This is a genomic window from Arthrobacter saudimassiliensis, from assembly GCF_059090665.1.
The window spans coordinates 495,092-521,275 of record NZ_JBNHFX010000003.1 but is presented as its reverse complement, the minus strand read 5'-3'; the positions used below and the strand labels follow the sequence as shown (position 1 = coordinate 521,275).

Annotated in this window: 23 protein-coding genes and 1 riboswitch; of the genes, 13 read left to right on the top strand and 10 right to left on the bottom strand. The window is 71.2% G+C overall.

Annotation, left to right across the window (positions count from 1 at the left end; genetic code table 11):
- Positions 1–53: 53 nt before the first annotated feature.
- From AC5RV6_RS13620 to lhgO, 3 genes are read left to right on the top strand one after another with little or no spacing between them, the layout of a single operon-like run.
- A complete protein-coding gene (locus AC5RV6_RS13620; RefSeq protein WP_494007858.1) occupies positions 54–1,259 on the top strand; it encodes a CaiB/BaiF CoA transferase family protein in 1,206 nt (401 codons plus the stop codon).
- A gap of 5 nt (positions 1,260–1,264) precedes the next feature.
- A complete protein-coding gene (locus AC5RV6_RS13615) occupies positions 1,265–2,443 on the top strand; it encodes an acyl-CoA dehydrogenase family protein (protein ID WP_494007857.1) in 1,179 nt (392 codons plus the stop codon).
- Positions 2,440–3,651, top strand: a complete 1,212-nt coding sequence (lhgO, locus tag AC5RV6_RS13610) for an L-2-hydroxyglutarate oxidase (protein ID WP_494007856.1) — start codon at positions 2,440–2,442, stop codon at positions 3,649–3,651. Before AC5RV6_RS13615 ends, lhgO begins: the two co-directional genes overlap by 4 nt.
- 50 nt (positions 3,652–3,701) lie before the next feature.
- On the opposite strand, the gene AC5RV6_RS13605 is transcribed toward lhgO, so the two are convergent.
- The 5 genes from AC5RV6_RS13605 to AC5RV6_RS13585 all read right to left on the bottom strand — a co-directional run bounded on the left by AC5RV6_RS13605 (position 3,702) and on the right by AC5RV6_RS13585 (position 10,408).
- On the bottom strand, positions 3,702–4,682 hold the full coding sequence (locus AC5RV6_RS13605; protein WP_494007855.1) for an acetylxylan esterase: 981 nt from the start codon (positions 4,680–4,682) through the stop codon (positions 3,702–3,704).
- Positions 4,683–4,878: 196 nt separating this feature from the next.
- Positions 4,879–7,305 carry a beta-xylosidase/alpha-l-arabinosidase gene (locus tag AC5RV6_RS13600; RefSeq protein ID WP_494007854.1) on the bottom strand — a complete coding sequence of 809 codons (2,427 nt, stop codon included), beginning with the start codon at positions 7,303–7,305 and terminating at the stop codon, positions 4,879–4,881.
- 4 nt (positions 7,306–7,309) lie between these two features.
- Positions 7,310–8,128, bottom strand: a complete 819-nt coding sequence (locus AC5RV6_RS13595) for a carbohydrate ABC transporter permease (protein ID WP_494007853.1) — start codon at positions 8,126–8,128, stop codon at positions 7,310–7,312.
- Positions 8,128–9,078 carry a carbohydrate ABC transporter permease gene (locus AC5RV6_RS13590; RefSeq protein WP_494007852.1) on the bottom strand — a complete coding sequence of 317 codons (951 nt, stop codon included), beginning with the start codon at positions 9,076–9,078 and terminating at the stop codon, positions 8,128–8,130. The genes AC5RV6_RS13595 and AC5RV6_RS13590 overlap by 1 nt, the downstream gene beginning before the upstream one ends.
- A gap of 19 nt (positions 9,079–9,097) precedes the next feature.
- A complete protein-coding gene (locus tag AC5RV6_RS13585; protein WP_494007851.1) occupies positions 9,098–10,408 on the bottom strand; it encodes an ABC transporter substrate-binding protein in 1,311 nt (436 codons plus the stop codon).
- Positions 10,409–10,533: 125 nt separating this feature from the next.
- Between AC5RV6_RS13585 and AC5RV6_RS13580 the strand changes: the two genes are divergently transcribed.
- Positions 10,534–11,556, top strand: coding sequence for a LacI family DNA-binding transcriptional regulator (locus AC5RV6_RS13580; RefSeq protein ID WP_494007850.1), 1,023 nt, complete (start codon positions 10,534–10,536; stop codon positions 11,554–11,556).
- A gap of 8 nt (positions 11,557–11,564) precedes the next feature.
- Here AC5RV6_RS13580 and AC5RV6_RS13575 read toward each other — a convergent pair whose 3' ends face one another.
- Complete coding sequence (locus AC5RV6_RS13575; protein ID WP_494007849.1) at positions 11,565–12,926, bottom strand: multidrug effflux MFS transporter; 1,362 nt, start codon at positions 12,924–12,926, stop codon at positions 11,565–11,567.
- 210 nt (positions 12,927–13,136) lie between these two features.
- On the opposite strand from AC5RV6_RS13575, the gene AC5RV6_RS13570 reads away from it, so the two are divergent.
- The 7 genes from AC5RV6_RS13570 (at position 13,137) to AC5RV6_RS13540 (ending at position 20,756) form a co-directional block, all read left to right on the top strand.
- A complete protein-coding gene (locus tag AC5RV6_RS13570) occupies positions 13,137–14,045 on the top strand; it encodes a DUF5996 family protein (RefSeq protein WP_494007848.1) in 909 nt (302 codons plus the stop codon).
- A gap of 61 nt (positions 14,046–14,106) precedes the next feature.
- A riboswitch (TPP riboswitch) is annotated at positions 14,107–14,196 on the top strand.
- Positions 14,188–14,997 carry a hydroxyethylthiazole kinase gene (gene thiM / locus AC5RV6_RS13565; RefSeq protein WP_494007847.1) on the top strand — a complete coding sequence of 270 codons (810 nt, stop codon included), beginning with the start codon at positions 14,188–14,190 and terminating at the stop codon, positions 14,995–14,997. It overlaps the preceding riboswitch by 9 nt.
- Complete coding sequence (gene thiE, locus AC5RV6_RS13560) at positions 14,994–15,698, top strand: thiamine phosphate synthase (protein ID WP_494007846.1); 705 nt, start codon at positions 14,994–14,996, stop codon at positions 15,696–15,698. Before thiM ends, thiE begins: the two co-directional genes overlap by 4 nt.
- Complete coding sequence (locus tag AC5RV6_RS13555) at positions 15,695–17,284, top strand: bifunctional hydroxymethylpyrimidine kinase/phosphomethylpyrimidine kinase (RefSeq protein WP_494007845.1); 1,590 nt, start codon at positions 15,695–15,697, stop codon at positions 17,282–17,284. Before thiE ends, AC5RV6_RS13555 begins: the two co-directional genes overlap by 4 nt.
- 325 nt (positions 17,285–17,609) lie before the next feature.
- Complete coding sequence (locus tag AC5RV6_RS13550; protein WP_494007844.1) at positions 17,610–18,716, top strand: PQQ-binding-like beta-propeller repeat protein; 1,107 nt, start codon at positions 17,610–17,612, stop codon at positions 18,714–18,716.
- Positions 18,717–18,850: 134 nt separating this feature from the next.
- A complete protein-coding gene (locus AC5RV6_RS13545; RefSeq protein ID WP_494007843.1) occupies positions 18,851–20,215 on the top strand; it encodes an outer membrane protein assembly factor BamB family protein in 1,365 nt (454 codons plus the stop codon).
- 85 nt (positions 20,216–20,300) lie between these two features.
- Positions 20,301–20,756: a DUF3817 domain-containing protein gene (locus tag AC5RV6_RS13540; RefSeq protein WP_494007842.1), complete on the top strand. Its 456-nt coding sequence runs from the start codon at positions 20,301–20,303 to the stop codon at positions 20,754–20,756.
- A gap of 69 nt (positions 20,757–20,825) precedes the next feature.
- Here AC5RV6_RS13540 and AC5RV6_RS13535 read toward each other — a convergent pair whose 3' ends face one another.
- From AC5RV6_RS13535 to AC5RV6_RS13525, 3 genes are all read right to left on the bottom strand, one after another.
- A complete protein-coding gene (locus tag AC5RV6_RS13535; RefSeq protein WP_494007841.1) occupies positions 20,826–21,677 on the bottom strand; it encodes an SDR family oxidoreductase in 852 nt (283 codons plus the stop codon).
- Positions 21,677–22,390, bottom strand: a complete 714-nt coding sequence (locus AC5RV6_RS13530) for a type 1 glutamine amidotransferase domain-containing protein (protein ID WP_494007840.1) — start codon at positions 22,388–22,390, stop codon at positions 21,677–21,679. Before AC5RV6_RS13530 ends, AC5RV6_RS13535 begins: the two co-directional genes overlap by 1 nt.
- A gap of 143 nt (positions 22,391–22,533) precedes the next feature.
- Positions 22,534–23,415 carry an aldo/keto reductase gene (locus tag AC5RV6_RS13525; RefSeq protein ID WP_494007839.1) on the bottom strand — a complete coding sequence of 294 codons (882 nt, stop codon included), beginning with the start codon at positions 23,413–23,415 and terminating at the stop codon, positions 22,534–22,536.
- A 222-nt stretch (positions 23,416–23,637) separates the two neighbouring features.
- Here AC5RV6_RS13525 and AC5RV6_RS13520 point away from each other — a divergent pair, with 222 nt between their 5' ends.
- Complete coding sequence (locus tag AC5RV6_RS13520; protein WP_494008097.1) at positions 23,638–24,015, top strand: VOC family protein; 378 nt, start codon at positions 23,638–23,640, stop codon at positions 24,013–24,015.
- A 7-nt stretch (positions 24,016–24,022) separates the two neighbouring features.
- Here AC5RV6_RS13520 and soxR read toward each other — a convergent pair whose 3' ends face one another.
- Positions 24,023–24,583: a redox-sensitive transcriptional activator SoxR gene (gene soxR / locus AC5RV6_RS13515; RefSeq protein WP_494007838.1), complete on the bottom strand. Its 561-nt coding sequence runs from the start codon at positions 24,581–24,583 to the stop codon at positions 24,023–24,025.
- Between the two features lie 82 nt (positions 24,584–24,665).
- Here soxR and AC5RV6_RS13510 point away from each other — a divergent pair, with 82 nt between their 5' ends.
- Positions 24,666–26,171: an MFS transporter gene (locus AC5RV6_RS13510; RefSeq protein WP_494007837.1), complete on the top strand. Its 1,506-nt coding sequence runs from the start codon at positions 24,666–24,668 to the stop codon at positions 26,169–26,171.
- Positions 26,172–26,184 lie beyond the last annotated feature (13 nt).

Genomic DNA, 26,184 nt, shown 5'->3' with positions numbered 1-26,184 from the left:
GAAGCCCGCAGCCCGCAGCCGCAGCCCGTACAGCACCACGCAAGGAGCCGCCCGTGACCACCGACCCGCACGCCGCACCTGCCGGGACGCCCCCGCCGGGCCCGCTCCAGGGCCTGAGGATCGCCGACTTTTCCCGGGTGCTCGCCGGCCCGTACGCCTCAATGATGCTCGCCGACCTCGGCGCCGACGTCATCAAGATCGAAAGCCCCGCCGGAGACGACACCCGGTCCTGGACACCGCCCGTCGACCGGCACGGCATCGGCACCTACTTCTCCAGTGTCAACCGCAACAAGCGGTCGGTGGTCTGCGACCTGCGCACCGGGGACGGACTCGCCGCCGCGCGGGACCTTGCCCTGGGGGCCGACGTCGTCATCGAGAACTTCCGCCCGGGCGTCATGGCCCGCTACGGCCTGGACGCCGCCACCCTGCGGGCCCGGCGCCCGGACCTGGTGTATTGCTCGATCACCGGCTTCGGCAGCGGGGGAGGCGCCCACCTGCCCGGCTATGACCTCCTGATCCAGGCCGTCGGCGGGCTGATGAGCGTCACCGGTGCCAGCGACGCCGAGCCCAGCAAGGTGGGCGTGGCCTTGGTGGACGTGATCACGGGGCAGAACGCCGTCGTCGGGATCATGGCGGCGCTGCGCTCCCGGGAGAGCAGCGGCGAAGGCCAGCTCGTGGAGGTGAACCTGCTGTCCTCGCTGCTGTCCGCGCTGGTCAACCAGGCGGCAAGCACGCTGGCCACGGGGCAGGCCCCGCAGCGCATGGGCAACGCCCACCCCAGCATCGCCCCCTACGAGACATTGGCGGCGGCGGACGGACCGCTGGCCGTCGCCGTGGGCACCGACCGGCAGTTCGCCGCCCTGGCCCGGACCCTCGGGGTACCGGAGCTCGCGACGGACGCCAGGTTCGGTTCGAACCCCGCCCGGGTGGAACACCGGGACGAGCTCAAGGAGCTGCTGGAGGATCGGCTTCAGCGCAGGACCGCGGCTCAGTGGTCTGCGGCCCTGAACCGGGAAGGCGTACCGGCCGGGAAAGTCAACAGCATCGCGGAGGCCCTGGCACTGGCCGAAGAGCTGGGCCTGGACCCCATCGTGGACACCGGCCAGGGCCCCGGCCGGCGCAGCAGCCGGCAGGTCGCCAACCCGATCCGGATGTCCCGCACCCCCGTCCGGTACCGCCTGCCCCCGCCACAGCTCGGCGAACACAGCGGAGCACGCTTCGACTCCTCGGCAGCACCCGCCGCCATGACCCGAAAGTGAGAACCATGACGACCACCACGGAAACCGGCGGCAGCCTCGACCTGCTGGGCATCGACTCCCTCCTCAGCGCGGAGGAGCTCCAACTGCGTTCCCGTGTCCGCGGTTTCGTGGACAGGGAGATCCGCCCCAACATCGCCGGCTGGTACGACACCGCGGTGTTCCCCCTCGAGATCGTGCCGAAGATGGCGGAGCTGGGGCTGCTGGGCATGCATATCAAAGGCTACGGCTGCCCCGGCCGCAGCGCGGTGGAGTACGGGCTGGCCGCCATGGAACTGGAGGCCGGCGACTCCGGGCTGCGCACCTTCGTCTCCGTGCAGGGCTCGCTCGCCATGAGCGCCATCGCCAAGCACGGCTCCGAGGAGCAGAAGAACGAGTGGCTGCCCCGGATGGCCGCCGGCGAGGCGATCGGCTGCTTCGGCCTGACCGAGCCCACCGCCGGCTCGGACCCGGGCAACATGCTCACCTTCGCCCGCCGCGACGGCGCGGACTGGGTAATCAGCGGCGCCAAACGCTGGATCGGACTGGCCTCGGTCGCGCAGGTGGCGGTGATCTGGGCCATGACCGACGACGGCGTCCGCGGCTTCCTGGTACCCACCGGAACCCCCGGATTCAAGGCCACCGCAATCACGCAGAAACTCTCCATGCGGGCCTCCATCCAATGCGACATCGAGCTCACCGATGTGCGGGTCCCGGACACGGCGATGCTGCCCGGCGCCAAGGGCCTGCGGGGGCCGTTCGAATGCCTGAACGAGGCCCGCTACGGAATCATCTGGGGTGCCATGGGAGCGGCACGCGACAGTTACGAAACCGTGCTGGCCTACGCCGGGGAACGCCTGCAGTTCGACAAGCCACTGGCCGGATATCAGCTCACCCAGGAGAAGCTGGTGAACATGGCGCTGGAGATCGCCAAGGGCACGCTGCTGGCACTGCAGATCGGGCGGCTGAAAGACGCCGGGCAGCTCCAGAAGCACCAGATTTCAGCGGGAAAGCTGAATAACTGCCGGGAGGCGATCGCGATCTGCCGGGAGGCACGCACCATCCTGGGCGGCAACGGCATCACGCTCGACTATTCGCCGCTGCGCCACGCCGCCAACCTCGAATCGGTGCGCACCTATGAGGGCACGGACGAGGTGCACACCCTGATCCTGGGCCAGCACCTCACCGGCATCCAGGCCTTCCGATGACCTCCGGCCCGGCCCGCGCAGGCCAGCGGATCATCATCGCCGGTGCCGGCGTCGTCGGTCTCGCCACCGCCTGGGAGCTCATCCGCCGCGGTCACGAGGTGACGGTGCTGGAGAAGGAAGCCGGCGTCGCCGCGCACCAGACCGGCAATAACTCCGGAGTCATCCACTCCGGGCTCTACTACACCCCGGGCAGCATGAAGGCCCGGCTGGCAGTGGCCGGCGCCGAATCGATGAAGCGGTTCGCGGCGGAGCACGGCGTCGCGGTGCACACGACCGGCAAGCTGGTGGTGGCCACGTCCGAGGCGCAGCTGGACCGGCTGCACGAGCTGCACCGGCGGGGCACCCTCAACGGGGTACCCTGCCGGCTGGTCTCTCCGGAGGAGGCGCGGGAGTATGAACCGCATGTCAGCTGTGTGGCGGCGCTGCGGGTGGAGAGCACCGGCATCGTGGACTACAAGGGCGTGTGCGCCGTCCTGGCCCGGATGATCGGCGAGGCCGGCGGCGACATCCGGTTCGGCACCGCGGTAACCGGAATCCGCGCCGAAGCAGCACACACGGTGGTCGAGACCGGCAATGGGCAGTGGCGCGGGGACGGGTTCGTGAACTGCGGCGGGCTGCACAGCGACCGCATCGCCCGGCTCGCCGGCATCCGCCCGGGCGTGCGGATCATTCCCTTCCGCGGGGAATACTATGAACTGGCGCCGGAGCAGGAGCACCTGGTGAAGGGCCTCATCTATCCCGTCCCGGACCCCGCCTTTCCCTTCCTGGGCGTCCACCTCACCCGGATGACCGGCGGCGGCGTGCACGCAGGCCCCAATGCGCTCTTCGCCTTCGCCCGGGAGGGCTACACCTGGCTGACGGTCAACCCCCGCGACGTGCTGGACAGTGCCACCTGGCCCGGGCTGTGGAAGCTCGGGGCGAAGTTCTGGAAGGTCGGCGTCTCGGAAACGGCGCGGTCGCTGAGCCGGCGCCGGTTCCTGGCCGGGCTGAGGAAGCTGGTCCCGGAGCTGCCGGCGGACTGCCTGGTGCCCACGCATGCCGGGGTGCGTGCCCAGGCCATGCACCGGGACGGCACCTTGGTGGATGACTTCCTGTTCGAGCGGGCCCCCCGCCAGGTGCACGTGCTCAACGCGCCGTCACCGGCGGCGACGGCGGCCCTGGAGATCGGCCGGATCATCGCCGACGAAGCGCTGGAGACCGTCGGCTGACCGGCTCGCAGGTCCGCCGGGCCGGCCGGCGCGCCCGGGACGTGCCTGGCTCAGGCAATGCCGGGGCCGGCCAGCCGCCTGCGCAGGAACGCCACGGCGGCGGTCTCGTCTTCGATGCCGCCGCCCTCATGCCCGTTGAAGGGCCACACCATCAGCTCCTTGGGCCCGGAGTAGTTGTTATAGGCGGCGTACACGGTGGACGGCGGCGTCGTCTCATCCATCAGCCCCACGGAGAACAGCGCCGGAACCCGGGCCCGGGGCACCAGGTTCACCATGTCGAAGTACCGCAGGGTGTCCATCACCCGCTCCACCTCGCCGCGGTGCACCGCCAGATAATCGCGCAGCTCCCGGTACGGGTAGGCATCGGTCACCTGCAGGGCGCGCGGAAAGTCGGAAAGGAACGGCACGTACGCGACGACGGCGGCCAGGTCCGGTGCCAGCGCGGCCGCGGCCAGCGTCAGGGCCCCGCCCTGGCTGCCGCCCACGGCGGCGGTCCGCGCCCTGTCCACCAGGTCCAGGGACTGCAGTGCCTCCACGGCGCGGACCGCATCCGTGAACAGCCGCCGGTAGTAATAGGTGTGCGGGTCGCAAATGCCCCGCGTCATCACGCCGGGGACCTGCGGGCCGCCGCTGCCGGCCGCGTCCGGAGTGTCGCCGCGGCTCCACCCTGCACCCTGCCCGCGGGTGTCCATCTGCAGGTGCGCGAACCCGGCGGAGGCCCAGAGCAGGTTCTCGTGCGCGTCGCCGCGCCCGCCCCCGTAGCCGACGAACTGCACGACGCCGGGCAGCGGCCCGGCCGCGCCGGCGGGGGCGCGCAGCCAGGCACGAATCGGCTCGCCGCCGAATCCGTTGAAGGTCACATCCCAGACCTGCAGGGTGGCCAGCTCGGTTTCCACCGGCTCCAGCCGGACCGCCAGTGGATGCCGCCGCGCCTCGGCCAGGGTCTGCTCCCAGAAGGCGTCAAGGTCCTCCGGAGCGGTCTGGGAACCGCGGTACTGCATCAGCTGGTCGGCGGGCAGGTCGGAATACACTCGGTTCTCCTCGGAGGGTCGGGGATCTACGGTCGGTCGGTACGGCGGACGCGCGCGTCGGCGCGGTCTGGTTTCCGTTGGTTGTGGAGTCTACTGCCGGTTCGGCTGAACCTGCGGTGCGGGCAGGCCCGGAAGCGCAGTGGGCGCTGCCCCCGGACGGGGAGGCAGCGCCCACGGTCACGGAGCGGCCGCGGCCCTAGCCGGCGTCGGTGACCTCGACAGCAGTGACCTCGACGCCGCAGTGCAGCCGGCGCGTGTGGTCCACGGTGCGGACCGTCCCGGCCAGCGTGATCCCGACGGCGCCGTGGATCTCGGCGCTGGAGGCGCCGAACCGCAGCTGAAGGGCGCCGGGTTCCACGATGCGCCGGCCGTCGCGGCCGGTGAACGCCGCCAGGTCCGCCGGGACGGTGAACCGGACCCGGGCCGCGGCGCCGGCGTCCAACGGCACGCGCGCGAAGCCGATGAGCCGCTGGACCGGGCGCACTACCGAGGCCACCGGATCGTGCAGGTACAGCTGGACCACCTCGACGCCGGCCCGCCCGCCGGTATTGGTGACCGTCAGGCTCACGGTCGCCTCACCGTCGGTGGGCACCTCGGCCGGGCCGTCGAGGGCCGCGTCGGTCCAGTCGAAGGACGTGTAGCTGAGCCCGTGACCGAAGCCGAAGGCCGGGGTCGGGTCGATGTTGGAGACGTCGCTGCGCTCGGCCAGCGGAGCGGCGAGGTAGCTGGCCGGCTGGGCGCCGGTGCCTGCCGGCACGCTGATCGGCAGCCGCCCCGACGGGTTGACGGCGCCGCTGAGCACGCGGGCCAGCGCCGGGCCGCCTTCCTCGCCGGGGAAGAAGGCCTGCACGACGGCTGCGGCTTCACGGACGGCGCGGCCCAGGGCATAGGGCCGTCCGGTGAGCAGCGTGGCGACCACCGGGGTCCCCGCGTCCAGGAGGGCGTCGAGCAGCTGCTGCTGCACGCCCGGCAGGGCGAGGGACTCGACGTCGCACCCCTCGCCGCTGGTGCCGCGCCCGAACAGTCCGGCCCGGTCGCCGAGTGCGGCGATGACGACGTCGGCCTCCTTCGCCGCGGCCACGGCGGCGGTAAAGCCGTCGGTGTCGGGCGAGTCGATGCCGCAGCCGGGCACGGACACCACGTCGCTGTCCGGGAAGGCGGCCCGCAGCGCCCGGGCGACCGTGGGCAGGTCGATGCCGGCGGCGACGTCGGGGTGCTGGGAGCCGACGTGGGCGGGGAAGGAGTAGCAGCCGAGGAAGGCCATCGGGTTGTCCGCGTTGGGTCCGATGACCGCGATCCGGGGCGGTGCGGCGAGCGGCAGGATGCCGTTGTTGCTCAGCAGCACCATGGACTGCTCGGCGATGCGCCCGGCCAGCTGCCGGTTGGCCGGCGGGTCCAGGTCCACCCGGCCGCGCAGCGCCCCGGCCGCCGAGGCGGCATCGCTGTCCGCTCCGGCGTCGGCGGCCAGCTCCTCGCCGGTGACCGCTCCGGCCAGGGCGTTGGGCACCGGCGACCATCCCTCGTCGAGCAGGCCCAGGCCGATCTTCTGCACCAGCACCCGGCGCAGCGCCCGGTCCACCAGGGCCTCCTCGACGCGGCCTGCCTCGATCTCGCTGATCAGCTGGTCACCGTAGGCGTCCACGGTGGGCAGCTCGACATCAACGCCGGCCGTCAGCGCGGCACCGGCGGCCTCGCCGAGGCTGGATGCCACCCCGTGCAGGTTCTGCAGGAAGTTCACGCCGAAGTAGTCGGCCACCACGGTGCCGGTGAAGCCCCAGGTCTCCCGCAGCAGTCCGGTGAGCAGGGCCTCGTCCGCCGCGGAGGGCACGCCGTCGATGTCGGTGTAGGCGTGCATCACCGAGCGGACGCCGGTTTCCCGCACCGCCATCTCGAACGGCGGCAGGACGACGTCGGCCAGTTCCCGCGGGCCGATCGAGACCGGGGCCAGGTTGCGGCCGGCGCGGGAGGCGGAGTAACCCGCGAAGTGCTTGAGCGTGGCCACGATGCCGGCCGACTCCAGGCCGGACACGTACGCGGAGGCGATCCGGCCCACCAGGTAGGGGTCCTCGCCGATGGTTTCCTCCACCCGGCCCCAGCGGGCGTCGCGCACCACGTCCAGCACCGGGGCCAGGCCCTGGTGGACGCCGACGGCGCGCATGTCGGCGCCGATGCGGGCAGACATTTCGGTGATCAACCCGGGGTCGAAGGTGCCGCCCCAGGCCAACGGCACCGGATAGGCGGTGGCCTGCCAGGCGGCGAAGCCGGCCAGGCATTCCTCATGGGCCAGGGCGGGAATGCCGAAGCGGTTCGCGGCGGCGATCCGGGCCTGGGTGCGGGCCAGGGACAGCGCCCCGACGGCGGGATCCACGGGGGAGGTGCCGAAGGGGCGGGTGAGCTGGCCCAGCCCGTGCGGCAGGACGTCGTCCAGGGCCGGGGCGCTGGCCATGTTGTCGTGCTGGTGCGGGGCGACGTCGCCGCCTTCGGCGGAGGCGCCCACCCAGATGCCGAACAGCTGGGAGGTCTTCTCCCGCAGCGTCATGGCGCTGATCAGCGCCTCGGCGCGGGCTTCGGGGGACAGGGATTCGTCGCGCCAGGCGGCGCGCTCGAGGGTGGTGTCTGACATGCGGCTACTTTCCGCCAGCGCCCATGAGGCCCTGGACGAGTGCGCGGCGGGCGAAGAGGTACACCAGCAGCACCGGGACCATGGAGACGGTCACGGCGGCGAGGATACCCGGAACGTTGACGCCGTACTGGGTTTGGAAGTTGAACAGGCCCTGGGTGACCACGCGGTTGGATTCGGACTGGGTCAGGATCAGCGGCAGCAGGAACCCGTTCCAGCCCTGCAGAGCGGAGAACACGGCGATGGTGGACAGCCCGCCCTTGGACAGCGGCAGCACCAGGCGCAGGAAGGTCCGGCCCACGCTGGCGCCGTCGATCGCCATCGCCTCGTAGAGCTCCGGGGTGATGTCCCGCATGGTGCCGGTGAGGATCAGCGTGCAGATGGGCAGGGCGAACGCGGCGGTGGGCAGGATGACGCCCAGCAGCGTGTCGTACAGGCCCACGGAGTTGATCAGGTAGAACATCGGCACGATCACGGCCTGCACCGGAATCGCCAGGCCCAGCAGGAAGAACCGGAAGATCAGCGTGGTGGTCCGGGACTGGGAGCGCACGATCGCGTACGCCAGCGGCGGCACCACCAGCAGCACGATGCCGACGACGCCCGCGGTGACGATGAAGGTGTTCAGGAAGTACCGGCCGAAGCCCTCGTTGAACACGCCGACGTAGTTCTCGAAGGTCAGTTCCGTGGGCACCGAGATGGGGCCGTTTTCGCTGAACGAGGCCCGGGTCTGCAGGCTGGCCGTGATCATCACGTACAGCGGCACGGCGACGATGGCCAGCCAGAGGGCGACGGCGACGCCGGCGCCGTAGTTGGGGCGGGTACGCATCAGACTCCCTCCATGGTGCTGCGCATCTTGTCGTAGCCGGAGACCTTCACCATCACCAGGGAGATGGCGGTGGCCACCACCACCAGCACCAGCGCGACGGCGGAGGCGTAGCCGAAGTCGAACCGGCGGAAGGCCTGTTCGAACATGTAGAAGGCCGTGATGGTGGTATCGGTGCCGGGCCCGCCGTTGGTCAGGATCAGCACGGTCTCGAACGTGGTGAGGCCGCCGACGACCATCAGGATCACCGAGGTGATGATGGTGTTGCGCAGCTGGGGCAGCGTGATGCTGAAGAACTGCCGGATCCGGCCGGCGCCGTCGATCGCCGCGGCCTGGTAGAGCACCGGCGGCACCGACTTCGCGGCGCCCTGGTAGAGCAGGGTGTGGAACGGGGTGAACTGCCAGATGCCCACGAAGATGATCACTCCGATCGCGGTGGCCTGGTTGCCGAACAGGTTCCCGTCCCCGAAGAGCCAGCGCATCTGCCCGGGAATGCCGAAGTTCGGATCCAGCAGCGCCCGCCACAGCACCGAGATCGCGGCGGAGGAGAGCAGCAGCGGAACGAAGAAGATGGCGCTGAGCACGGCGCGGTTGCGCTGCGGGCCGGCGGCCCAGACGCCGAGCAGGATGCTCATGGGGGTCTGGGTCACCACGCCGAGGACGATGAACAGCAGGCTCAGCCAGAGGCTCTTCTGCATGGTCGAGTCGTCGGCGAGGTCCTGCCAGTTCTCCGTGCCCACGAAGCTGGGCTGGCCGAGGCCGCCCCAGGTGGTGAAGGACAGCACCGCGACGGCGATCAGCGGCACCACGGCGAAGAACAGGAAGAAGACGGTGGCCGGCAGGGTCCAGAGCAGGCCGGGCCGGGTACGGGCCGAGCCGCCCGGCCGCACCGGGCGGCCCCGCGAGGGGTCATCCGGTGCGGCCGGTGGCCGGGGTGGGAGCAGGGTGGTCATGGAACAGGTGCTTCCCGGGTCAGTTCTTCAGGGACTGCATGGCTTCGATGAACCCGTCCTCGTCGATGCGTCCGGCGAAGAAGTCGGACACCGCGGCGTGGATGGTCGGAGTGGCGGCCGGCGGGTAGGCCTGGTCCCAGGAGAGCTGGAAGTTCGGGGCTTCCTGCACCAGCTCGAACTGGTAGCGGGCGTAGTCCGGGTTGGCCGCCTGGTCCAGGAACTGCTCGGTGTTGGTGGTGGTGGGCAGGTTGCCGATGCCCATTTGCTCCTGGACGAACTCATCGGAGTACATCAGCTTCAGGAAGTCCCGGGCCGTGTCGGGGTAGCGGGTGTTCTTGAGCACCGAGTAGTAGTTGTTGGTGTTGCCGGCGATGTTCGCCGGGTCGCCCTTGCCGCCCTCGATCTCGGGGAAGTTGCTGTAGCCCAGGTTCGTCGCGGCGAAGTCGGGGTCGTAGTCCTGGATGGTGGCGTACATCCACGAGCCCATCAGCTCGAAACCGGAGTCTCCCGCGGCGAGCAGGTTGTGGGAGCCGCCGTCGGTGAACTTCACGGACTGGAAGTTGGTGCCGAAGGCGCCGGCGTCCACCAGTTCGCGCAGCATGCCCAGCGCCTCGCGGGATTCCTCGGAGTCCCACACCTCGGTGTCGCCCTCCATCGCGGCCTGGAACAGCTCCGGGCCGGCGACGCGGTCGTAGACGTACTGGAACCACATCTGGGTGGGCCATTCGTCGCCGCCGCCCAGGGAGATCGGGGTCTTGCCGGCGGCCTTGAGCTTCTCGACGGCGTCGAGCAGCTCGTCCCAGGTCTGCGGCTCCTCGATGCCGAGCTCGGCGAGGACTGCCTTGTTGTTGAACAGCATCACCGGCTGGGTGCCGCGCATGGGGATGCCGTAGGGGGTGTCGTCGACGACGGCGACGTCGAACACCGAGGGCAGGAAGTTCTCCCGCAGCCCCGGATCCTCCTCGATGAAGTCGTCCAGCGGCATCAGCAGGTCCGCGTCGACGAACGGCTTGATGCTGCCGCCGCCCCAGTTGAAGAAGATGTCCGGCGCGGCATCGGTGTCGATGACGGTCTGCAGCTTCTGCTGGTATTCGGCGCCGGGGATGGTGTCCAGCACCACCTTCACGTCGGAGGTCTCGTTGAACTGCTCGACCATGGCGTTTTCGACGTCGTTGCTCGCGTCGCCGTAGACCAGGACATGGATCTCGTTTTCCGGGCGGCTGCTGGAGTCCGTCCCGCCACCGCTGCCGCATGCGGCAAGGGTGAGGCCAAGGGCCAGCGCACTGGCCCCTGCGATCAACGGCCGGCGCCGGCTGGTGTTGTTCTTCATTGAACACCTCTCGAAAGTTTCGATATTCTTGGCGAAAGTTCCTTGGTGCGCTCCAGCATAAGGGCGGGTAATGTGACGCGCAATACTTTTGTTGCAGGCGCCAACTTTCGAAAACCGGAGGCCTCATGACCAGCCAGTCCACGGCAGGGCGGGTAACCCTCGCCGACCTCGCCGCCGAGGCGCGCGTATCGCTGTCAACGGTTTCGAAAGTGCTCAACGGCCGCTCCGACGTCTCCAGCAGCACCCGGGCCCGGGTGGAGGCGCTGCTCGATGACCACGGTTACCGGCCGCGCTCCGCCGCCCGCTCCCGCTCCACCCTGCTGGAACTGGTCTTCCATGAACTGGAGAGCGCCTGGGCGCTGGAGATCGTGCGCGGCGTGGAGAACGTGGCCAGGGAGAACGGGCTGTCGGTGGTGCTCACCGAGAGCGGCACCCGGCACGCCCCGGGCCCGGAGTGGGTGGACGGGGTGATCGCCCGCCGGCCCGCCGGCGTCGTCCTGGTCTTCTCGGACCTGGCGCAGGAAAGCCGCCGGCAGCTTGAGGCGCGGTCCATTCCGTTCGCAATCATCGATCCTGCCGGCGACCCGGCTCCGGATGTGCCGTCGGTGGGCTCGGCCAACTGGTCCGGCGGCATGATGGCCACCCGGCACCTGATTGAGCTCGGCCACCGCCGGATCGCCGCGCTTACCGGCCCGGAGGACATGATGTGCTCGCTGGCCCGGATCGACGGCTACCGGTCGGCGATGAACACCGCGGGGCTGCCGATCGATCCGGACCTGATCCGGTACGGGGACTTCCACGTCGACGGCGGTCGCCGGCACGCGCTGGAGCTGCTGGCCCTGGCCGAGAGGCCCACGGCCATCTTCGCCGGCAGCGACCTGCAGGCGCTGGGCGTGCTCGACGCCGCCCGGCAGCTGGGCATCAGCGTGCCGGGGGAGCTGTCGATCGTGGGCTACGACGACCTGCCCATGGCGCGGTGGTCCTCACCGGCGCTGACCACCGTGCACCAGCCGCTGATCGAAATGGCCGAGGAGGCCGCCCGGATGGTGATGCAGCTGCGCGACGGGGAGCACCCGAACAACCTGCGCCTGGACCTGGCCACCTCCCTGGTGGTGCGGGACAGCACCGCGCCCCCGCCCGCTGTCTGAGCGGGCGGTCAGTTCCCCGCGGCGGCCGGCGGGCGGCGCAGGCTCCGCCCGGTGCCCGGCCGACGGCGGGAGTAGGCGGAGGCGCCGAAGGCCAGGATCAGCACCATCAGGGCGGCGCAGCCGATGACGACCAGCGACAGGTCCAGGGCGGAGGAGCCCAGCAGCCCCACCAGCGGGCTGATCAGCCCGGCCAGGCCCACCTGCAGGCAGCCGATCAGGGCGGCCGCGGTGCCGGCCATGTGGCCGTAGTCGTTCAGCGCCAGGGCGCTGGCGTTGGCCATGATGAAGCCCTGCATGCCCAGCACCAGCCAGAGCACCGCGATCAGGCCGACGACGCCGCCGAGGTCCAGCGAGATGACCAGCGGCAGCAGCAGCGCCAGCCCCAGCAGCACGGGAGCGGCCGTGCGCAGGATGCGCAGCGGCGCCGCCCGCTGCACCAGCGCGGCGTTGACCTGGGCCGTCACCACCATGGCCACGCCGTTGAAGGCGAAGATGCCGGCGAACTGGGCCGGGCTGAACCCGTACTGCTCCTGGAACACGAACGGGGAGCCGACCACGTAGCTCATGATCACACCCATGCCCAGGCCCGGCAGCACGGCCAGGGACAGGAAGCGGCGGTCCCGCAGCAGCACCCGGTAACCCCGCGGCCGGGCGGCGACGGCGTCCTCGCCCGCCTCGGCGGCACGCGCGGCTTCGGCCGTCTCCGCCGCGGCGGCGGCCCGGGCGCGGCGGTGCGGCGGCAGGGTCTCGGGCATCCAGCGCCAGACAATGACCACCAGCACGACGCCGATCAGGGCCAGGGCGAGGAACACGGCACGCCACTGCCACACGGCAATCACCGCCTGCCCCAGGGTGGGCGCCAGCAGCGGCGCCAGACCGATGATGAGCATCAGGCGGGAGAGCATCCGGGCCGCGTCGGAGCCCTGGAACCGGTCCCGGATGACGGCGATCGCCACCACGCCGGCCGCGGCGTTGAAGAATCCCTGGAGTACCCGCAGCCCGATCAGGGTTTCGATGTTCGGCACCACGGAGCACAGCAGCGAGACCAGCACGTGCAGGCTGATGCCCAGCAGCAGCGGCAGCCGCCGGCCTGCGCGGTCCGAGAACGGGCCGATCACCAGCTGCCCGACGGCGGCGCCCAGCAGGGTGCCGGACAGGGTGAACTGCGCGGCCGCGGCGCTGGTGTGCAGGTCCTCCGCGACCGCCGGCAGCGCCGGCAGATACATGTCGGTGGTGACTGCCGGCAGCGCGGCCAGGGCACCGAGCATCAGCACGTATTTCAGCCCGCGGCGGCGGGAGGCAGCGGAGTCGGAAACGGAACGGGAGCTGGAATCGGCCGACGCGGCCGCAGTGGTCTTCCTAGGGCGCATAAGGACTACAGCCTAGTGGGCCGGGGCAAGCGGGGGAATGGACGTCCATTTTCCGGGAGCTGCGTGACGCCGGCCGGCGGCACAGTCTGCGGCCGGGTGCGGACGCCGGGCGTGGCCGCCGTGCGCACCCTTGTCGGCGTCGGAGCCGGCCTCCAGACTGAGGGAAGGGCTGTGGGGGCGGCGCCGGTTTCCGCGAGAGAGGCGTAGGAGATGAAGACCAGGTTCCTGAACTATCCCGACTGGCAGGCCACCGCCGATACGCTGCGGATGTTCCTGCAGATGGCGGGCAAGGTGAAGCTCGAGCGCAGCCCCCAGCGGCCCGAGTGGGCCCACGTCCGCCTGTTCCTGACCATCGACGGGATCGGCACCGGAATCATTCCGGCGCACGGGTCGAACTTCGAGATTTATTTCAACCTGCGCCGGCACCACGTCGTCGTGCAGAACAGCCACGGCCTGCGGGAGAAGATCCCGCTGGGGCAGGGCCTGAGCGTCAAGGCCTTCTACGAGCAGCTGATGGTGGCGCTGGACGACATCAACGCGCCCACCCCGATCAACGTCCGGCCGCAGGAGTTCCACGATCCGCTGGACTTCGACCAGGATGACCGGCACGCCTCCTACGACCGGGAAGCGGTGACCCTGTTCCTGGAAAACCTGCACTTCGCCTACCGCAGCATCGCCGCCTTCATGGCGCCGTGGCGGGGCAAGGTGGAGATGCCCGCCTACTGGTTCGGCACCATGGACCTCACCGGCACGCTGTTCAGCGGCCAGGCGGCGCCGTACCAGGGCAGGGGAGAGATTGCCGCCGGATCCTTCGATGAGAAAGCCTGCGAGTTCGGGTTCTGGCCGGGGGATCCGAAGTCGCCGCAGCCGTCCTTCTTCGTGCTTCCGTATCCGTTCGTCAGCGACATCGGCAGCTACGGCGGCATGTTGAAGCCGTCCGCCGCCCGGTTCCTGGCTCAGGAATGCGAGTACGTGCTTCCCCTTGAGGACGCCCTGGCCACGGCGGACCCGCAGCAGACCGTGGTGGACTTCTGCTCCAGCGCCTTCGCCATCCTGCAGCGCCAGGATCCCTGGCCGGACCTGGACTGGGCCACGGAGGCCCTGACCTACCGCCGCTGACGCGCTGCGGGCAGGGCCCGCCGGGGGTTTGCCCCTGCCTGTGCGCGGGGCTACAGTCGAGGGCAGTGACACGGGGTGCCGCAAGGCTGAGATGAGACCCGTCGAACCTGATCTAGTTAGAACTAGCGAAGGGATGTCGCGGATGAGCATTCGCCTGACTCCGGACCTGACCATTGACCTCCTCGCGCAGCTGCGCGCCGGCACGCCGCTGGTGCAGTCGCTGACCAACGCGGTGGTCACCAACTTCACCGCCAACGCCCTGCTCGCGCTCGGCGCCGCTCCGGCGATGACCGACATTCCCGGGGAGGCCGGCCCGTTTGCCCGGATCGCCTCCGGGGTGCTGATCAATCTGGGCACGCCCACCGCGGAGCAGCGCGAGGCGATGGCAGAGGCAGCGGACGCCGCCGCCGACGCCGGCACCCCCTGGGTGCTGGACCCGGTGGCCGTCGGCTCGCTGCCCGTCCGGACCCGGCTGGCCGCCGAACTGCTCGAACGCCGCCCGGCCGTGATCCGCGGCAACGCCTCCGAGATTATTGCCCTGGCCGGCCAGGGCGCCGGCGGCCGCGGCGTCGACGCCACCGACAACCCCGAGGACGCGCTGCCGGCCGCGCAGCTGCTGGCCGGCAAGTACGGCTCCGTGGTCGCGGTGTCCGGTCCGGTGGACCTGATCACCGACGGGCGGGACGTGCTCCGGATCGCCAACGGGCATCCGCTGCTGACCCGGATCACCGGCGGCGGCTGCGCCCTGGGCGCCGTCACCGCTGCATTCCTGGGCTCCGCGCCCGACGCCGACCGGCTGGCCGCCGCAGCCGCCGGCACCGCCGTCTACACCGTGGCGGCCGAAATTGCCGCCGAGCAGGCCGCCGGCCCGGGCAGCTTCGCCGTCGCGTTCCTTGACGCGCTCGCCGCCGTAGACGCCGCCGAGCTCGAGACCCGCCTGGACATTGCATGAGCACGGAGAACCTGATGGAGAACAACGCCTTGATGAGCGCTGCCAGTCCCCGCGCCCGGGCCCGCAGCACCGGCATCTACCTGGTTACCGACACCGCCCAGTGCGGGCCCCGGGGACTGGTGGACACGGTGCGCGCCGCCGTCGCCGGCGGTATCCGCACCGTCCAGGTGCGGGAAAAGGACGCCACCGCCGCCGAGTTTTACGCCCGGGTGCTGGCCGTCGCCGAGGCGGTCGGAGACCGGGCGCTGGTGCTGGTCGATGACCGGGTGGACATCTACCTCGCCGCCCGGGCCGCGGGCGCGGCCGTGCACGGCGTGCACGTGGGCCAGTCCGACCTGCCCGTGGCGGCGGTGCGGCAGCTGGTCGGCCCGGACGCCGTCGTTGGATTGACCGCGAACAAACCCGAGCACCTGACCGCGCTCGCCGCCCTGCCGGCCGGAACCGTGGACCATCTGGGCACCGGGGTCATCCGGCCCACCGCCACCAAGAAGGACCACCCCGAACCGCTGGGCATCGACGGCTTCGCCCGGTTCGCGGCCGCGGCTCCGGTGCCCTGCGTAGCGATCGGCGGGGTCACGGCCGCCGACGTCGCGCCGCTGCGCGCCGCCGGGGCGAGCGGCGTCGCGATTGTCTCCGCGGTCTGCGCGGCCGCCGATCCGCGGCAGGCCGCAGCCGACCTGGTCCGGGAGTGGAACCGATGAGCGGGTCCACCGGCCGGGCTGCCGCGGAGGCGACGGCGGGCGGCGCGGCCGGAACCACCGCCGTGCCGCGGGTGCTCAGCATCGCCGGCACCGACCCGACCGGAGGAGCCGGCATCCAGGCGGACCTGAAGTCGATTGCCGCGAACGGCGGCTACGGCATGGCCGTGGTGACCGCCCTGGTGGCGCAGAACACCCACGGCGTGCGATCCATCCACACCCCGCCCGTGTCCTTCCTGGCCGAGCAGCTCGACGCCGTCTCCGACGACGTGCACCTCGATGGGGTGAAGATCGGCATGCTTGGCGGCGCCGACGTCGCCGCCACGGTCACGGCCTGGCTTGACCGGGTGCGCCCGCCCGCCGTCGTGCTGGATCCGGTGATGGTGGCCACCAGCGGCGACCGGCTGCTCGACGCCGCCGCGGAGGACGCGGTGCGGGACCTTTTGCACCGGGTGGACCTGGTGACGCCGAACCTGCCGGAGCTGGCCGCCCTGCTCGGCACCGAAGAAGCCGGCAGCTGGACCGAAGCACTGGAACAGGCCCAAGCCCTCGCCGCCCGGCACCGGGTCCTGGTCCTGGCCAAGGGCGGGCACCTGCACGCGGACGCCGGCAGTCCGGATGCGCTGGTGTCCGCAGAGGGGTCGGTGGCGGAAGTCCGGACGCCGCGGGTGCTGACCGCGAACACGCACGGCACCGGCTGCTCGCTGTCCTCCGCCCTGGCCACCCTGTACCCGCGGCTCGGCAGCTGGGAGGCGGCCCTGCGGGCCGCCAAGGACTGGCTGCAGGAGGCGCTGCAGCACGCCGACGAGCTGCAGGTCGGCTCCGGGCACGGACCCATCCACCACTTCCACGGCGTCTGGGAGCGCGGACTGGCGCCAACGGACAGCGCCGCCCCCGTTCCTGCCGCGGCGGGCCCGCATACCGCCACACTGTGGGCGGCGACCGCTGGTATCCGGGAGCGGGTATACCGGCTGAAGTTTCTGCGCGGGCTGGCCGACGGCACCCTGCCGGAGGAGGCGTTCAGCCACTATCTGGCCCAGGACGCGCTGTACCTCGGCGGGTACGCAGCCGCGCTGGCCCGCTGCGCCGAGCTGGCCGACGACGACGGCGCCCGCCGCTTCTGGTCTGTCCAGGCGCAGGCCTGCATCGAGGAGGAACAGCACCTGCACCGCAGCCGGGATGCCATGGAACCGGTACCGGCGTCGTCCGTCACCGCCGGCTACCTCGCCCACCTCAGCGAGCCAGACCCGGCGGCCGCCCGCCCGCAGCGCTACCTTCGGGCGGTCGCGGCGGTGCTGCCGTGCTTCTGGCTCTACGCCGACGTCGGGGCCCGGCTGCAGCCGAGGACCGCCGCGGGCAGCCCGTACGAAGACTGGGTGCAGACCTACTGCGCTGAGGGTTTTGTGTCGGCGACGGCGACCGCCGTCGGGCTGCTGGAGCAGGCGATGGAAGCCGATGCGGACGGGCGGGGCACAGCCTCGGCCGCCTTCACCGGCGCCATGGGCTGGGAGTTGGCGTTCTTCGCTCAGGGACTCGACGAGGAGGATGGCACCACGCTGCCTCACGGCGGCGGCGGGGAGCCCATGTAGGCTCGGGGCAACTGCCCAGGCACCAATCGGGGGAATGATGCCGCACCCAACCACATACCGGGGACCACGCCGGAGGCTGAAGGTCCTGCTTGCTCCGATCCTGACCACAGCTCTGCTGCTTGCCGGCTGCAGCGGCGAAGACAGGACAGCAAAGGCCGAAACCAGTGCCGGTGAGGCACGGGACCATCTCCATATCAATCTCCTCGCTCACGAGGGCGATCCGCCGGCGGGGCTGGAACGGGTGCCCCTGGACCCGGCGGGTTACCGGTACGGCGATCAGACCGTTGCGGTGGACGGTTGGCTGTTTTCCTTTACGGGGACCGGGATGACCCTGGCGGATTACCGCACCGGCACGGTACCGGCGTCGCTGCCGGAGGCCGACTATGAGGGTCGATCTCTGACCAAGGGCAGCACCCGGCTGAACGGGCAGACCCGCCCGCTGGTGGCGGAGGGATACCTGTACTTCGCCGATGAGCGCATTGACGGCACGGTCGGAGACGACGTGCGGGAGGTGGGCCGCTATGACCTGTCGACGGGGCGGGCCGAGGCGCTGGCGTCGGTGGGCGAGTTCCCGCAGCTCGCCGTCGACACCGGCATCCTGTACTACCTGGCCGACGGGGCTCTGACGGCCTTCGACACCGCCGGCGGCGGGCAGCTGTGGCAGGTACCCAGCAGCGCAGCAGCCGGCGAGCGGACCCGGCTGGCCATCTCCGGAAACGCCGTGGCAGTGATCGACGCGGACACCGCAGAGGTCTTCGGCCGGGCAGACGGGCGGCGGCTCCTGACCCGCTCCGGCAGCAGCGGCTACCTGGCCCTGACCGCGGACCCCTCCGGGTTCATCCTCGCTGAACGGAACGGCGCCGACGCCGGTGCATCGCGTCCCGTCAGCCTGGACCTGATCCGCGTCGACGCGCAGGGCGCAGCGATCCCGTTGGGGACTGTGACCGTCCGGGCCGGGGTGCCCGGAATCGGTGACTGGCCGGACGCGGTGGAGCTGCTGGCCGAAGACGAGATCGTGCTGGTCCGCGCCGGAAGCGAGGTCAACGCCATCGACGCCGCGAGCGGAGCACTCCGATGGTCCGCGGGTGTGCCGACTGCTGATTCCCGGCACAGCGGCACGCCGGCGTACCCGACCTTCAACTTCTCCGCAGCCCTGAGCGACGGCACGGCCTACATTTCCGTCTCCGGATACCATCCGGACCTCGACGGTCCGGCGGACCCCGCCTTGCAAGGACAGGCCCCGGCCGATCCATTGAACCGACTCGTGGCCCTCGACGCCTCCACCGGGGCGGTAAAGGCCGCTTGGGACCTCGAAAATCAGGGAGCCGCCAACGGGCCCTACCCGGACGGCAGCAGCCTCCTGTATTTGGCCGGCACAGGGGACGGCCGAACGGAAGCCTGGATCCTGCCGCAAATCAGTCCGGCCCGGTAGACTGACGGGCTCCCGGCCCTCCCTGAGCTCCCGAACCGCAGCCCTCCGCCCCACCGAGCGGGGCCGTTTGGCCCGCCAACATGGCTTTGGTTAGGGTCGGAAGGGATACCTGTCCTGGCACCAATGGGGGAAACATGCCACGAAAGACATCGACCGTATCCATTTTCAGCCTCGCGCTGGCCGCATCGCTGGTGCTCGGCGCCTGCGGATCCGACAGCGGCAGCGACGCCGCGGAACCGGAGGCCAGCGCCGCGGAGAACACCGCCGACGGCGGATCCGACAGCGCAGCGCAGGGCTCCGAAGCGCCCTACCTGTACCTCTTCGACGGCGAGGGGGAGGAACCAGCGGACCTCGAGAAGGTCGTGCTGGATGACGCCGGGGACTGGGAATACGGCATCGAGGCCGTGGACGGCATGCTGTTCTCGCAGGACAGCACGTTCATGTATGTGTCGGACTACCGCACCGCCGTGCCAGCCGGCTTCCTGGAAGAGGGATTCAACCCCAACGCGCCCGAGGACCAGCTGCGCAACGGGCAGGAGGGCTACCACTCCCACGTCACTCCGCTGCTGGGCTCCGGCTACCTGTACTTCGCCGATACCGTCGGTCCGGCCGGCTTTGGCGCTCAAGACCGTGAGGTCAAGCGTGCCGACCTGACCACCGGACAGCACCAGACCCTGGGCACCGTGCAGGATAATCCGCAGCTGGCGCTGGATGAGGACCTGTTCGTCTACCTCGCGGACGGACTCATCACGGCCCTGGACACCGTGTCCGGCGAGCAGCTGTGGCAGGCCGAGACCGGAGCCACCCCGGAACTGGACGCCCGCTACGTCGCGTTTACCGAGGACGCCGTGGCCGTGGCGAACGAAGACACGCTGGAACTTTTCGACCGGACCAGCGGTGACCTCATCGCCGAGCGGACCATCGACACCTGGTTCATGGCGCTGGGCGCGGACGGGGACTCGTTCTACACGGCGGAGCGCACGGAGGACACCCGCGGCGACCTGGACGCAGCAGCGGCGGACATCCACCGCATTGACGCCGCCGGCGACGCGGAGAAGATCGGCACCTCCCCGGTCACCGAGGACCCCCGCGGAGTCAGCATGCAGCTCACCGTAGCGGCCGACACCGTGCTGCTCAGGAGCGACAACGAACTCCAGGCCATGGACGCCGAAACCGGCGAGATGCTGTGGACCGCGGGAACGCGTCAGGAGGCCTTCGCGGAGGACCCGGAAGCGGACGATCCGTTGATCGACTTCTCCTACGACGTCGACGACACGACCGCCTACCTCTATGCCCGGGACAGCGGAGAGGCTGCCGAGGACAGCACCAACCGGCTGACGGCCGTGGATATCGCCACCGGGGAGGTCCTGGCCAGCTACGTCATCGATGCACCCACCGGTTCGGCGGGGCCGGCGGTCGACGGGGAGGATGTCGTGCTGCTGCTCACGGACGCCTACAAGGTGCACCGGCAGGTGTACATCCTGCCGCGCATCAGCTGACGGGGGCTGCGGAGCCGGATTGGGGGTGCCGAAGGGGGGCTGACATAATGTTGGCAACGTCCATGTGGAAGGTAAGCGCATCGCCATGACTCCCCGGAAACTGTTCACCACCCTCGCATTCGCCGAGGCCGTGACGTGGACCCTGCTGATCGCGGCCCTGGTGGCCAAGTACGGCTTCGACAACGAGTCGTTCACGCCGATCGCCGGCGGCCTGCACGGCTTCGTCTTCCTCTCCTACGCAGCGGTCACCGTCTTCGTCTGGGCCAACCAGAAGTGGCCGGCCCGCACCGGAGTGCTGGGCGTGCTGCTCGCCGTCGTGCCCTGGGCCACCATCCCGTTCGAAAAGTCGGTGGACCGGCGCGGCATGCTCGAGGGCGGCTGGCGGATGGCTCCCGGCGGCGAGGAGCCGGCCAACTTCCCGGACAGGGTCGCCGCGCTGGTGCTTCGCCGCCCCGTGGCCGCCGCGCTGGTGGCGCTGGTCGGCGTCGCGGTGGTGTTCTCGGTGCTGCTCTACCTCGGTCCGCCCATTCCGAAGGGCTGAGCCCCACGACGCACGCAAAGGAGGCCGCTTCCCCCGGGGAAGCGGCCTCGTTTGCACTGTGCAGCTTGATTACGGGTGCCGGACGCCGGCGCCGGCGAGCACGGCCCGGTAGCCCTCCCGATACGTGGGATAGGTGAAGCTGAAGCCGGAGCCGCGCAGCCGGGCGTTGCTCAGCCGCCGGTTGCCGCCCCGCGGGGAGGGCCCGGCGTCGGGATCCACCGCCGGCGCGGGCAGCCCCAGCTCGGCGGCCAGGAAGGCCAGCACCTCGGCCTGCTCCACCGGCTCGTCGTCGACGCCCAGGTACAGCGACGCCGGATCGGCCAGTCCCGCCAGGTGCACCAGCGCCGCGGCGCCGTCGTCGCGGTGGATGCGGTTCGTCAGCTGCCCGGGACGCACGACGGCGGCTCCGGAGCGCACCTGGTCGATCAGCCGGGTGCGGCCCGGGCCGTAGATTCCGGCCAGGCGGAGCACCACCGCGTCAGGCCGGCGCGCCAGCAGCAGCTCCTCGGCTTCGCGCAGCACCGCCCCGGTGGCCGAGGCCGGAGCCGCGGGAGTGAGCTCGTCCACCCGGCCGCCGTCGGCATCGCCGTACACCGCGGTGGAGGACACTAGCAAGATCCGTCGCGGGTGCACGCCGTCGCGCTCCAGCGCGTCCAGCACGTGCACGGTGCCGTCCAGGTAGGTGGCCCGGTAGGCGGCCTCGCTCCGTTCCCGGGCAGCGGGGGTGATGACGACGACGTCGGTGTCCGTCGGCACCGGCGGCAGGCCGGCGTCGGTGAGGTCGGCGGCGGTGCCCTCGATCGGGGCGGGCAGCTTTTCCGGGCTGCGCCGCCATCCGGACACGGCGAAGCCGGCCGCAGCGAACCGCAGGCCGGCCTCGGTGCCCAGATCGCCGCAGCCGGCAATCAGGACGCGGCTCATCAGATCTCGTCGTCGCCGTCGACGGCGGCCAGCACGGCGGCGGCCGTGGCCACGGAGGACTGCGGGTTCTGGCCGGTGATCAGGTTCCCGTCGCGGACCACGAAGCTGCTCCAGGCCGGGCCGGCGTCCACCACGGCGCCCCTTTCGGCCAGGACATCGGCGACCATCCAGGGGGTGTTCTCCCCGGTGCCGCCGTTCAGCTCCTCCTCGTTGGTGAACACGGTGACGCGGCGGCCGGCGAAGGCGAAGGCGCCGTCCTCGGTCACGGCGCTGAGCAGGGCGGCCGGGCCGTGGCAGTACGGGGCGATGATCAGCCCGGCGTCGTTCGCGGCGACCAGGATGCGGCCCATCTGCGGATCCACGGCCAGGTCGGTCATCGGGCCGTGGCCGCCGGGAATGACCACGGCCACGTAGTCGGCGGGGTCGACGTCGGCCAGGGCCAGCGGGTGCTCCAGCTCCGGTGCCAGCGTGTCCAGGTAGCGGCGCAGCTCGGCGGCGCGGTCCTCGCCGCCGGCCTGGGACGGGTCAAGGCTGACCTGGTCCACGGTGGGGCGCCTGCCGCCCGGGGTGGCGAAGGTGACGGTGTGGCCGGCCTCCATCAGGGTGCGGTGGCCCTCGACGAGCTCCTCGGCCCAGAAGCCGGTGGGGTGCTCGGAGCCGTCCTTCATGGTGAGGGAGTCGGCGGCGGATACGACCATCAGGATGTTCGACATGGGGGTCCTCCTTGTGGGGCGGTGGGGGGAAGGGGAAGCGGAAGGGGAAGGGTCGGGCAGGGCAGAGGCGAGCCGGTCGGAACCCGGCGGCCCGGCCGGGTCCGCCCCGGTGGGACGGCCCGGCTGCGGTGCTGCTTCGGGTGTTACTTGGCGGCGGCGCGGCCGGCGGCGTCGAGCTCCTCGAACGTGGCGTCGTCGAGCTGCAGGGACGCGGCGGCCATGTTCTCCTCCAGGTGCTGCACGGAGCCGGTGCCCGGGATCGGCATCATCACCGGGGAGCGGCGCAGCAGCCAGGCCAGCGCGACCTGCGAGGTGGTGGCACCCAGGCGGCGGGCGGCGTCGTCCACCGGTCCGCCCGGCTGAGCCAGCTCGCCGGCGGAGATCGGCGCCCAGGGAATGAAGCCGATGCCGTTGGCCTCGGCATACTCGAGCACGTCCTCGGAGGAACGGTCGGTGAGGTTGTAGCGGTTCTGCACGGTGGACACGGTGAAGTACTTTTCCGCGGCCTGGAGCTGCTCGGCGGTGACCTGGGACAGGCCCAGGGCCTTGACCTTGCCCTCCTGCTGCAGGTCCCGCAGGACGGCGAACTGCTCTTCGGCGTCGACCTTGGGATCGATGCGGTGCAGCTGCAGCAGGTCCAGCGAGTCGACCTTGAGCTTGCGCAGGCTCAGCTCGGTCTGCTGGCGCAGGTACTCCGGCCGGCCGACCGGGACCCAGACGTCCGGACCGGTGCGCACGAAGCCGACCTTGGTGGCGACCCGGAGCCCCTCCGGGTAGGGGTAGAGGGCTTCGGCGATGATTTCCTCGCTGATGTTCGGCCCGTAGGAGTCGGCGGTGTCGATGAAGTCGACGCCCAGCTCGACGGCGCGGCGCACCACCTCGACGGCGCTGCCGCGGCTCTCGGGCTCGCCCCACACGCCGTCGCCCACGATGCGCATGGCGCCGTAGCCCAGCCGGTGGACGGGCCCCAGGTCCTTCAGCTCGATGACGGGGGACAGGTTCGGTTCTACGGTCTGCTCGCTCATGTAGTGGGCAACAGAGTGCGGAGCGGGGTTTATTCCTCAGCACCCTGATAAATGATGGGCGGCCCGGAACGCGGGCCAAGAGGGGCTGCCCTCTGGGCAGCCCGGTGAAGGGCCGGCAATGCGGACCGCTTCCGTCCGCGAAGTGCTTTCGGCGGCGGCAGCAACGGCCTAGTGTCGCTGCATCGGCCGGGCAACCCGGCCGACGACGCGAAGGGACACACGGTGGACTGGAGAATCGAACTCGTGCCCGTGCCGGTGACGGACGTGGACGCCTCGAAGGACTTTTACGTGAACCGGGTCGGCTTCAACGCCGACCATGATCATCAGGTCAACCCCGACCTGCGCTTCGTGCAGCTGACCCCTCCCGGGTCCGCCTGCTCGGTGGTGATCGGCACCGGCACCACGGACATGGTTCCGGGCAGCCAGCGGATTCAGATCGTGGTGCCCGACGCCGACGCCGCACGCCGGCACCTGGTGGACAACGGCGTCGAAGCCAGCGAGGTGACGCCGCTGGACTGGGGCCGGTTCGTGTACTTCAGCGACCCGGACGGCAACGAATGGTCGCTGCAGCAGCTGCCGCCGGAGTTCCTTCCGAACTGAGCGGGGCCTAAGCGTCGGTGTCCGGGGCAGGGGCCAGGCTTGGATCCGGGGAGACGTCGGCCGGGACGGCGGGCAGGTCGGTGTCCGGCTGCCGCCGGCTGGCGTCCCGGCGCTGCCGGGTCAGCAGCAGCCTCGGGCCGGCCCCTTCCGCAGCCAGGGAATCCCGGGAGTTGTACAGGCTGCAGCGGGTCAGCGAGAGGCAGCCGCAGCCGATGCAGCCGTCCAGGTCATCGCGGAGCCGCTCCATCTGCTCGATCCGCTCGTCCAGCACCTGCCGCCAGCCGGCGGACAACCGGGCCCATTCCTCCCGGCTCGGGGCACGGTCGGGCGGCAGGGTCGCCAGCGCGGCGCGGATGTCGCGCAGCGGGATGCCCAGCTGCTGCGAGATGCGGATGAACGCCACTCGGCGCAGCATGTGCCGCGGATAGCGGCGCTGGTTGCCGGCGGTGCGGCGGCTGCTGATCAGCCCCTCACGCTCGTAGTAGTGCAGCGCGGAGACGGCTGCCCCGCTGCGTTCGGACAGCTGCCCGGGAGTCAGTTCCCGGTCCTGCTCGGGGTTGGGCGTCATGGTGCTCCTCCTGCTTGACCTCAACGCTACTTGAGGTTGTTCGCTGGAAACCGTCGCCGCGACCGTGGCGCAGAATGTATCGGTGATCGACGAAGGAGCCCGAGTGCCCGAGCCCGGCAGCAGCCCCCAACCCGCCCCGCCGACGTCGGCCCCGGGGAAAGCCGCCCGGGCGGGCACCGCGGCCTCATCCGCGGCTTCCTCTTCGGCCCCCGCCGGCGGCGCGCCGTCGTCGGCCCGGGTCTGGTCCCGCACCCACCGCACGACGACGGCGGGCCTGTTCGCGCTCGCGTTCCTCTTCGCCTTCGAGGCGCTCGCGGTGGCGACGGTGATGCCGGTCGTGGCCCGGGACCTGGACGGCTTGAGCCTGTACGCGCTGGCGTTCGGCGCGCCGATGGCCCTGTCGGTGGTCTCGATCGGGCTGGGCGGCGGCTGGAGCGACGCCCGCGGACCGGGCCCGGCGCTGCGGCTGGGCGTCCTGCTGTTCTCCCTGGGGCTGGCGGCGGCCGCGCTGGCGCCGAGCATGGAGCTGCTGCTGGTGGGCCGCGGGCTGCAGGGCTTCGGCTCCGGGCTCGCCTCGGTGGCGATGTACGTGGTGGTGGCCCGCGCCTACCCGGAGGCCATGCGGCCGCAGGCGTTCACGGTGCTGACCAGCGGCTGGGTGCTGCCGGGAGTCATCGGACCGGTCATCGCCGGCGCGATCAACGACGTGCTCGGCTGGCGGTGGGTGTTCGGCATCGCCCCGGTGCTCGCCGTCGTCGCCTACCTGGCGCTGGAGCCGGTGCTGCGTGCCACCGCCTCCGACGGCCGGTGGCGGCCGCGGCCCGGGCCGGTGCTGTGGTCGGTGGCCGCCGCGGCGGGCGTGCTTGGGCTGGGCAGCCTGGGCGAGCAGGGCCTGGGCGGCTGGGGCTGGCCGGTGCTGCTCGGGGCGGTGTCGCTCGCGGCGGTGCTGCTGGGCGGGCCGCGCCTGCTGCCGAAGGGCACCTGGACCCTGCGCCGCGGCCTGCCGGCGGTCATCGCCTCCCGCGGCCTGGTGGGTGCGGCGTTCGTTGGGGTCGAGGCGTACCTGCCGCTGGCCCTGGTGGAGCAGCGGGGGTTCGAGCCGGTGGAGGCGGGCGCGCTGCTGAGCGTCTCCGCGCTGACCTGGTTCGGCGGTTCCTGGCTGGCGGCCAACGTGCGCTTCCTGGCCCCGAAGGTCATGCGGGTGCGCATCGGTGTGCTGCTGATGGCCGCAGGCATGGTCCCGGCGCTGGCCGCCGTGCACCCGGAGGTGAGCGTCGCCGTCGTCATCGCCGGCTGGGCGGTGGCCGGGCTGGGCATCGGCATGGGGTTCTCCACCCTGTCGGTGCTGCTGCTGGACTGGTCCCGGCGGGGTGAGGAGGGCGCCAACAGTTCCTCGCTGCAGATCAATGACAACCTGGTGCAGTCGCTGTGGCTGGCGCTGGGCGGTATCGGTTTCGCGGCGCTGCTGCCGGCCTCGCCGGAGCAGGCCTTCACCGCGGTGTTCGCCGGGGCCGTGGCGCTGGCCGTGGCCGCGCTGGCGGTCACCGCCCGGCTGCGGCCGGCGCGGAAGGCCGGCGACCGGGGCTGAGCAGCTGCGGAGA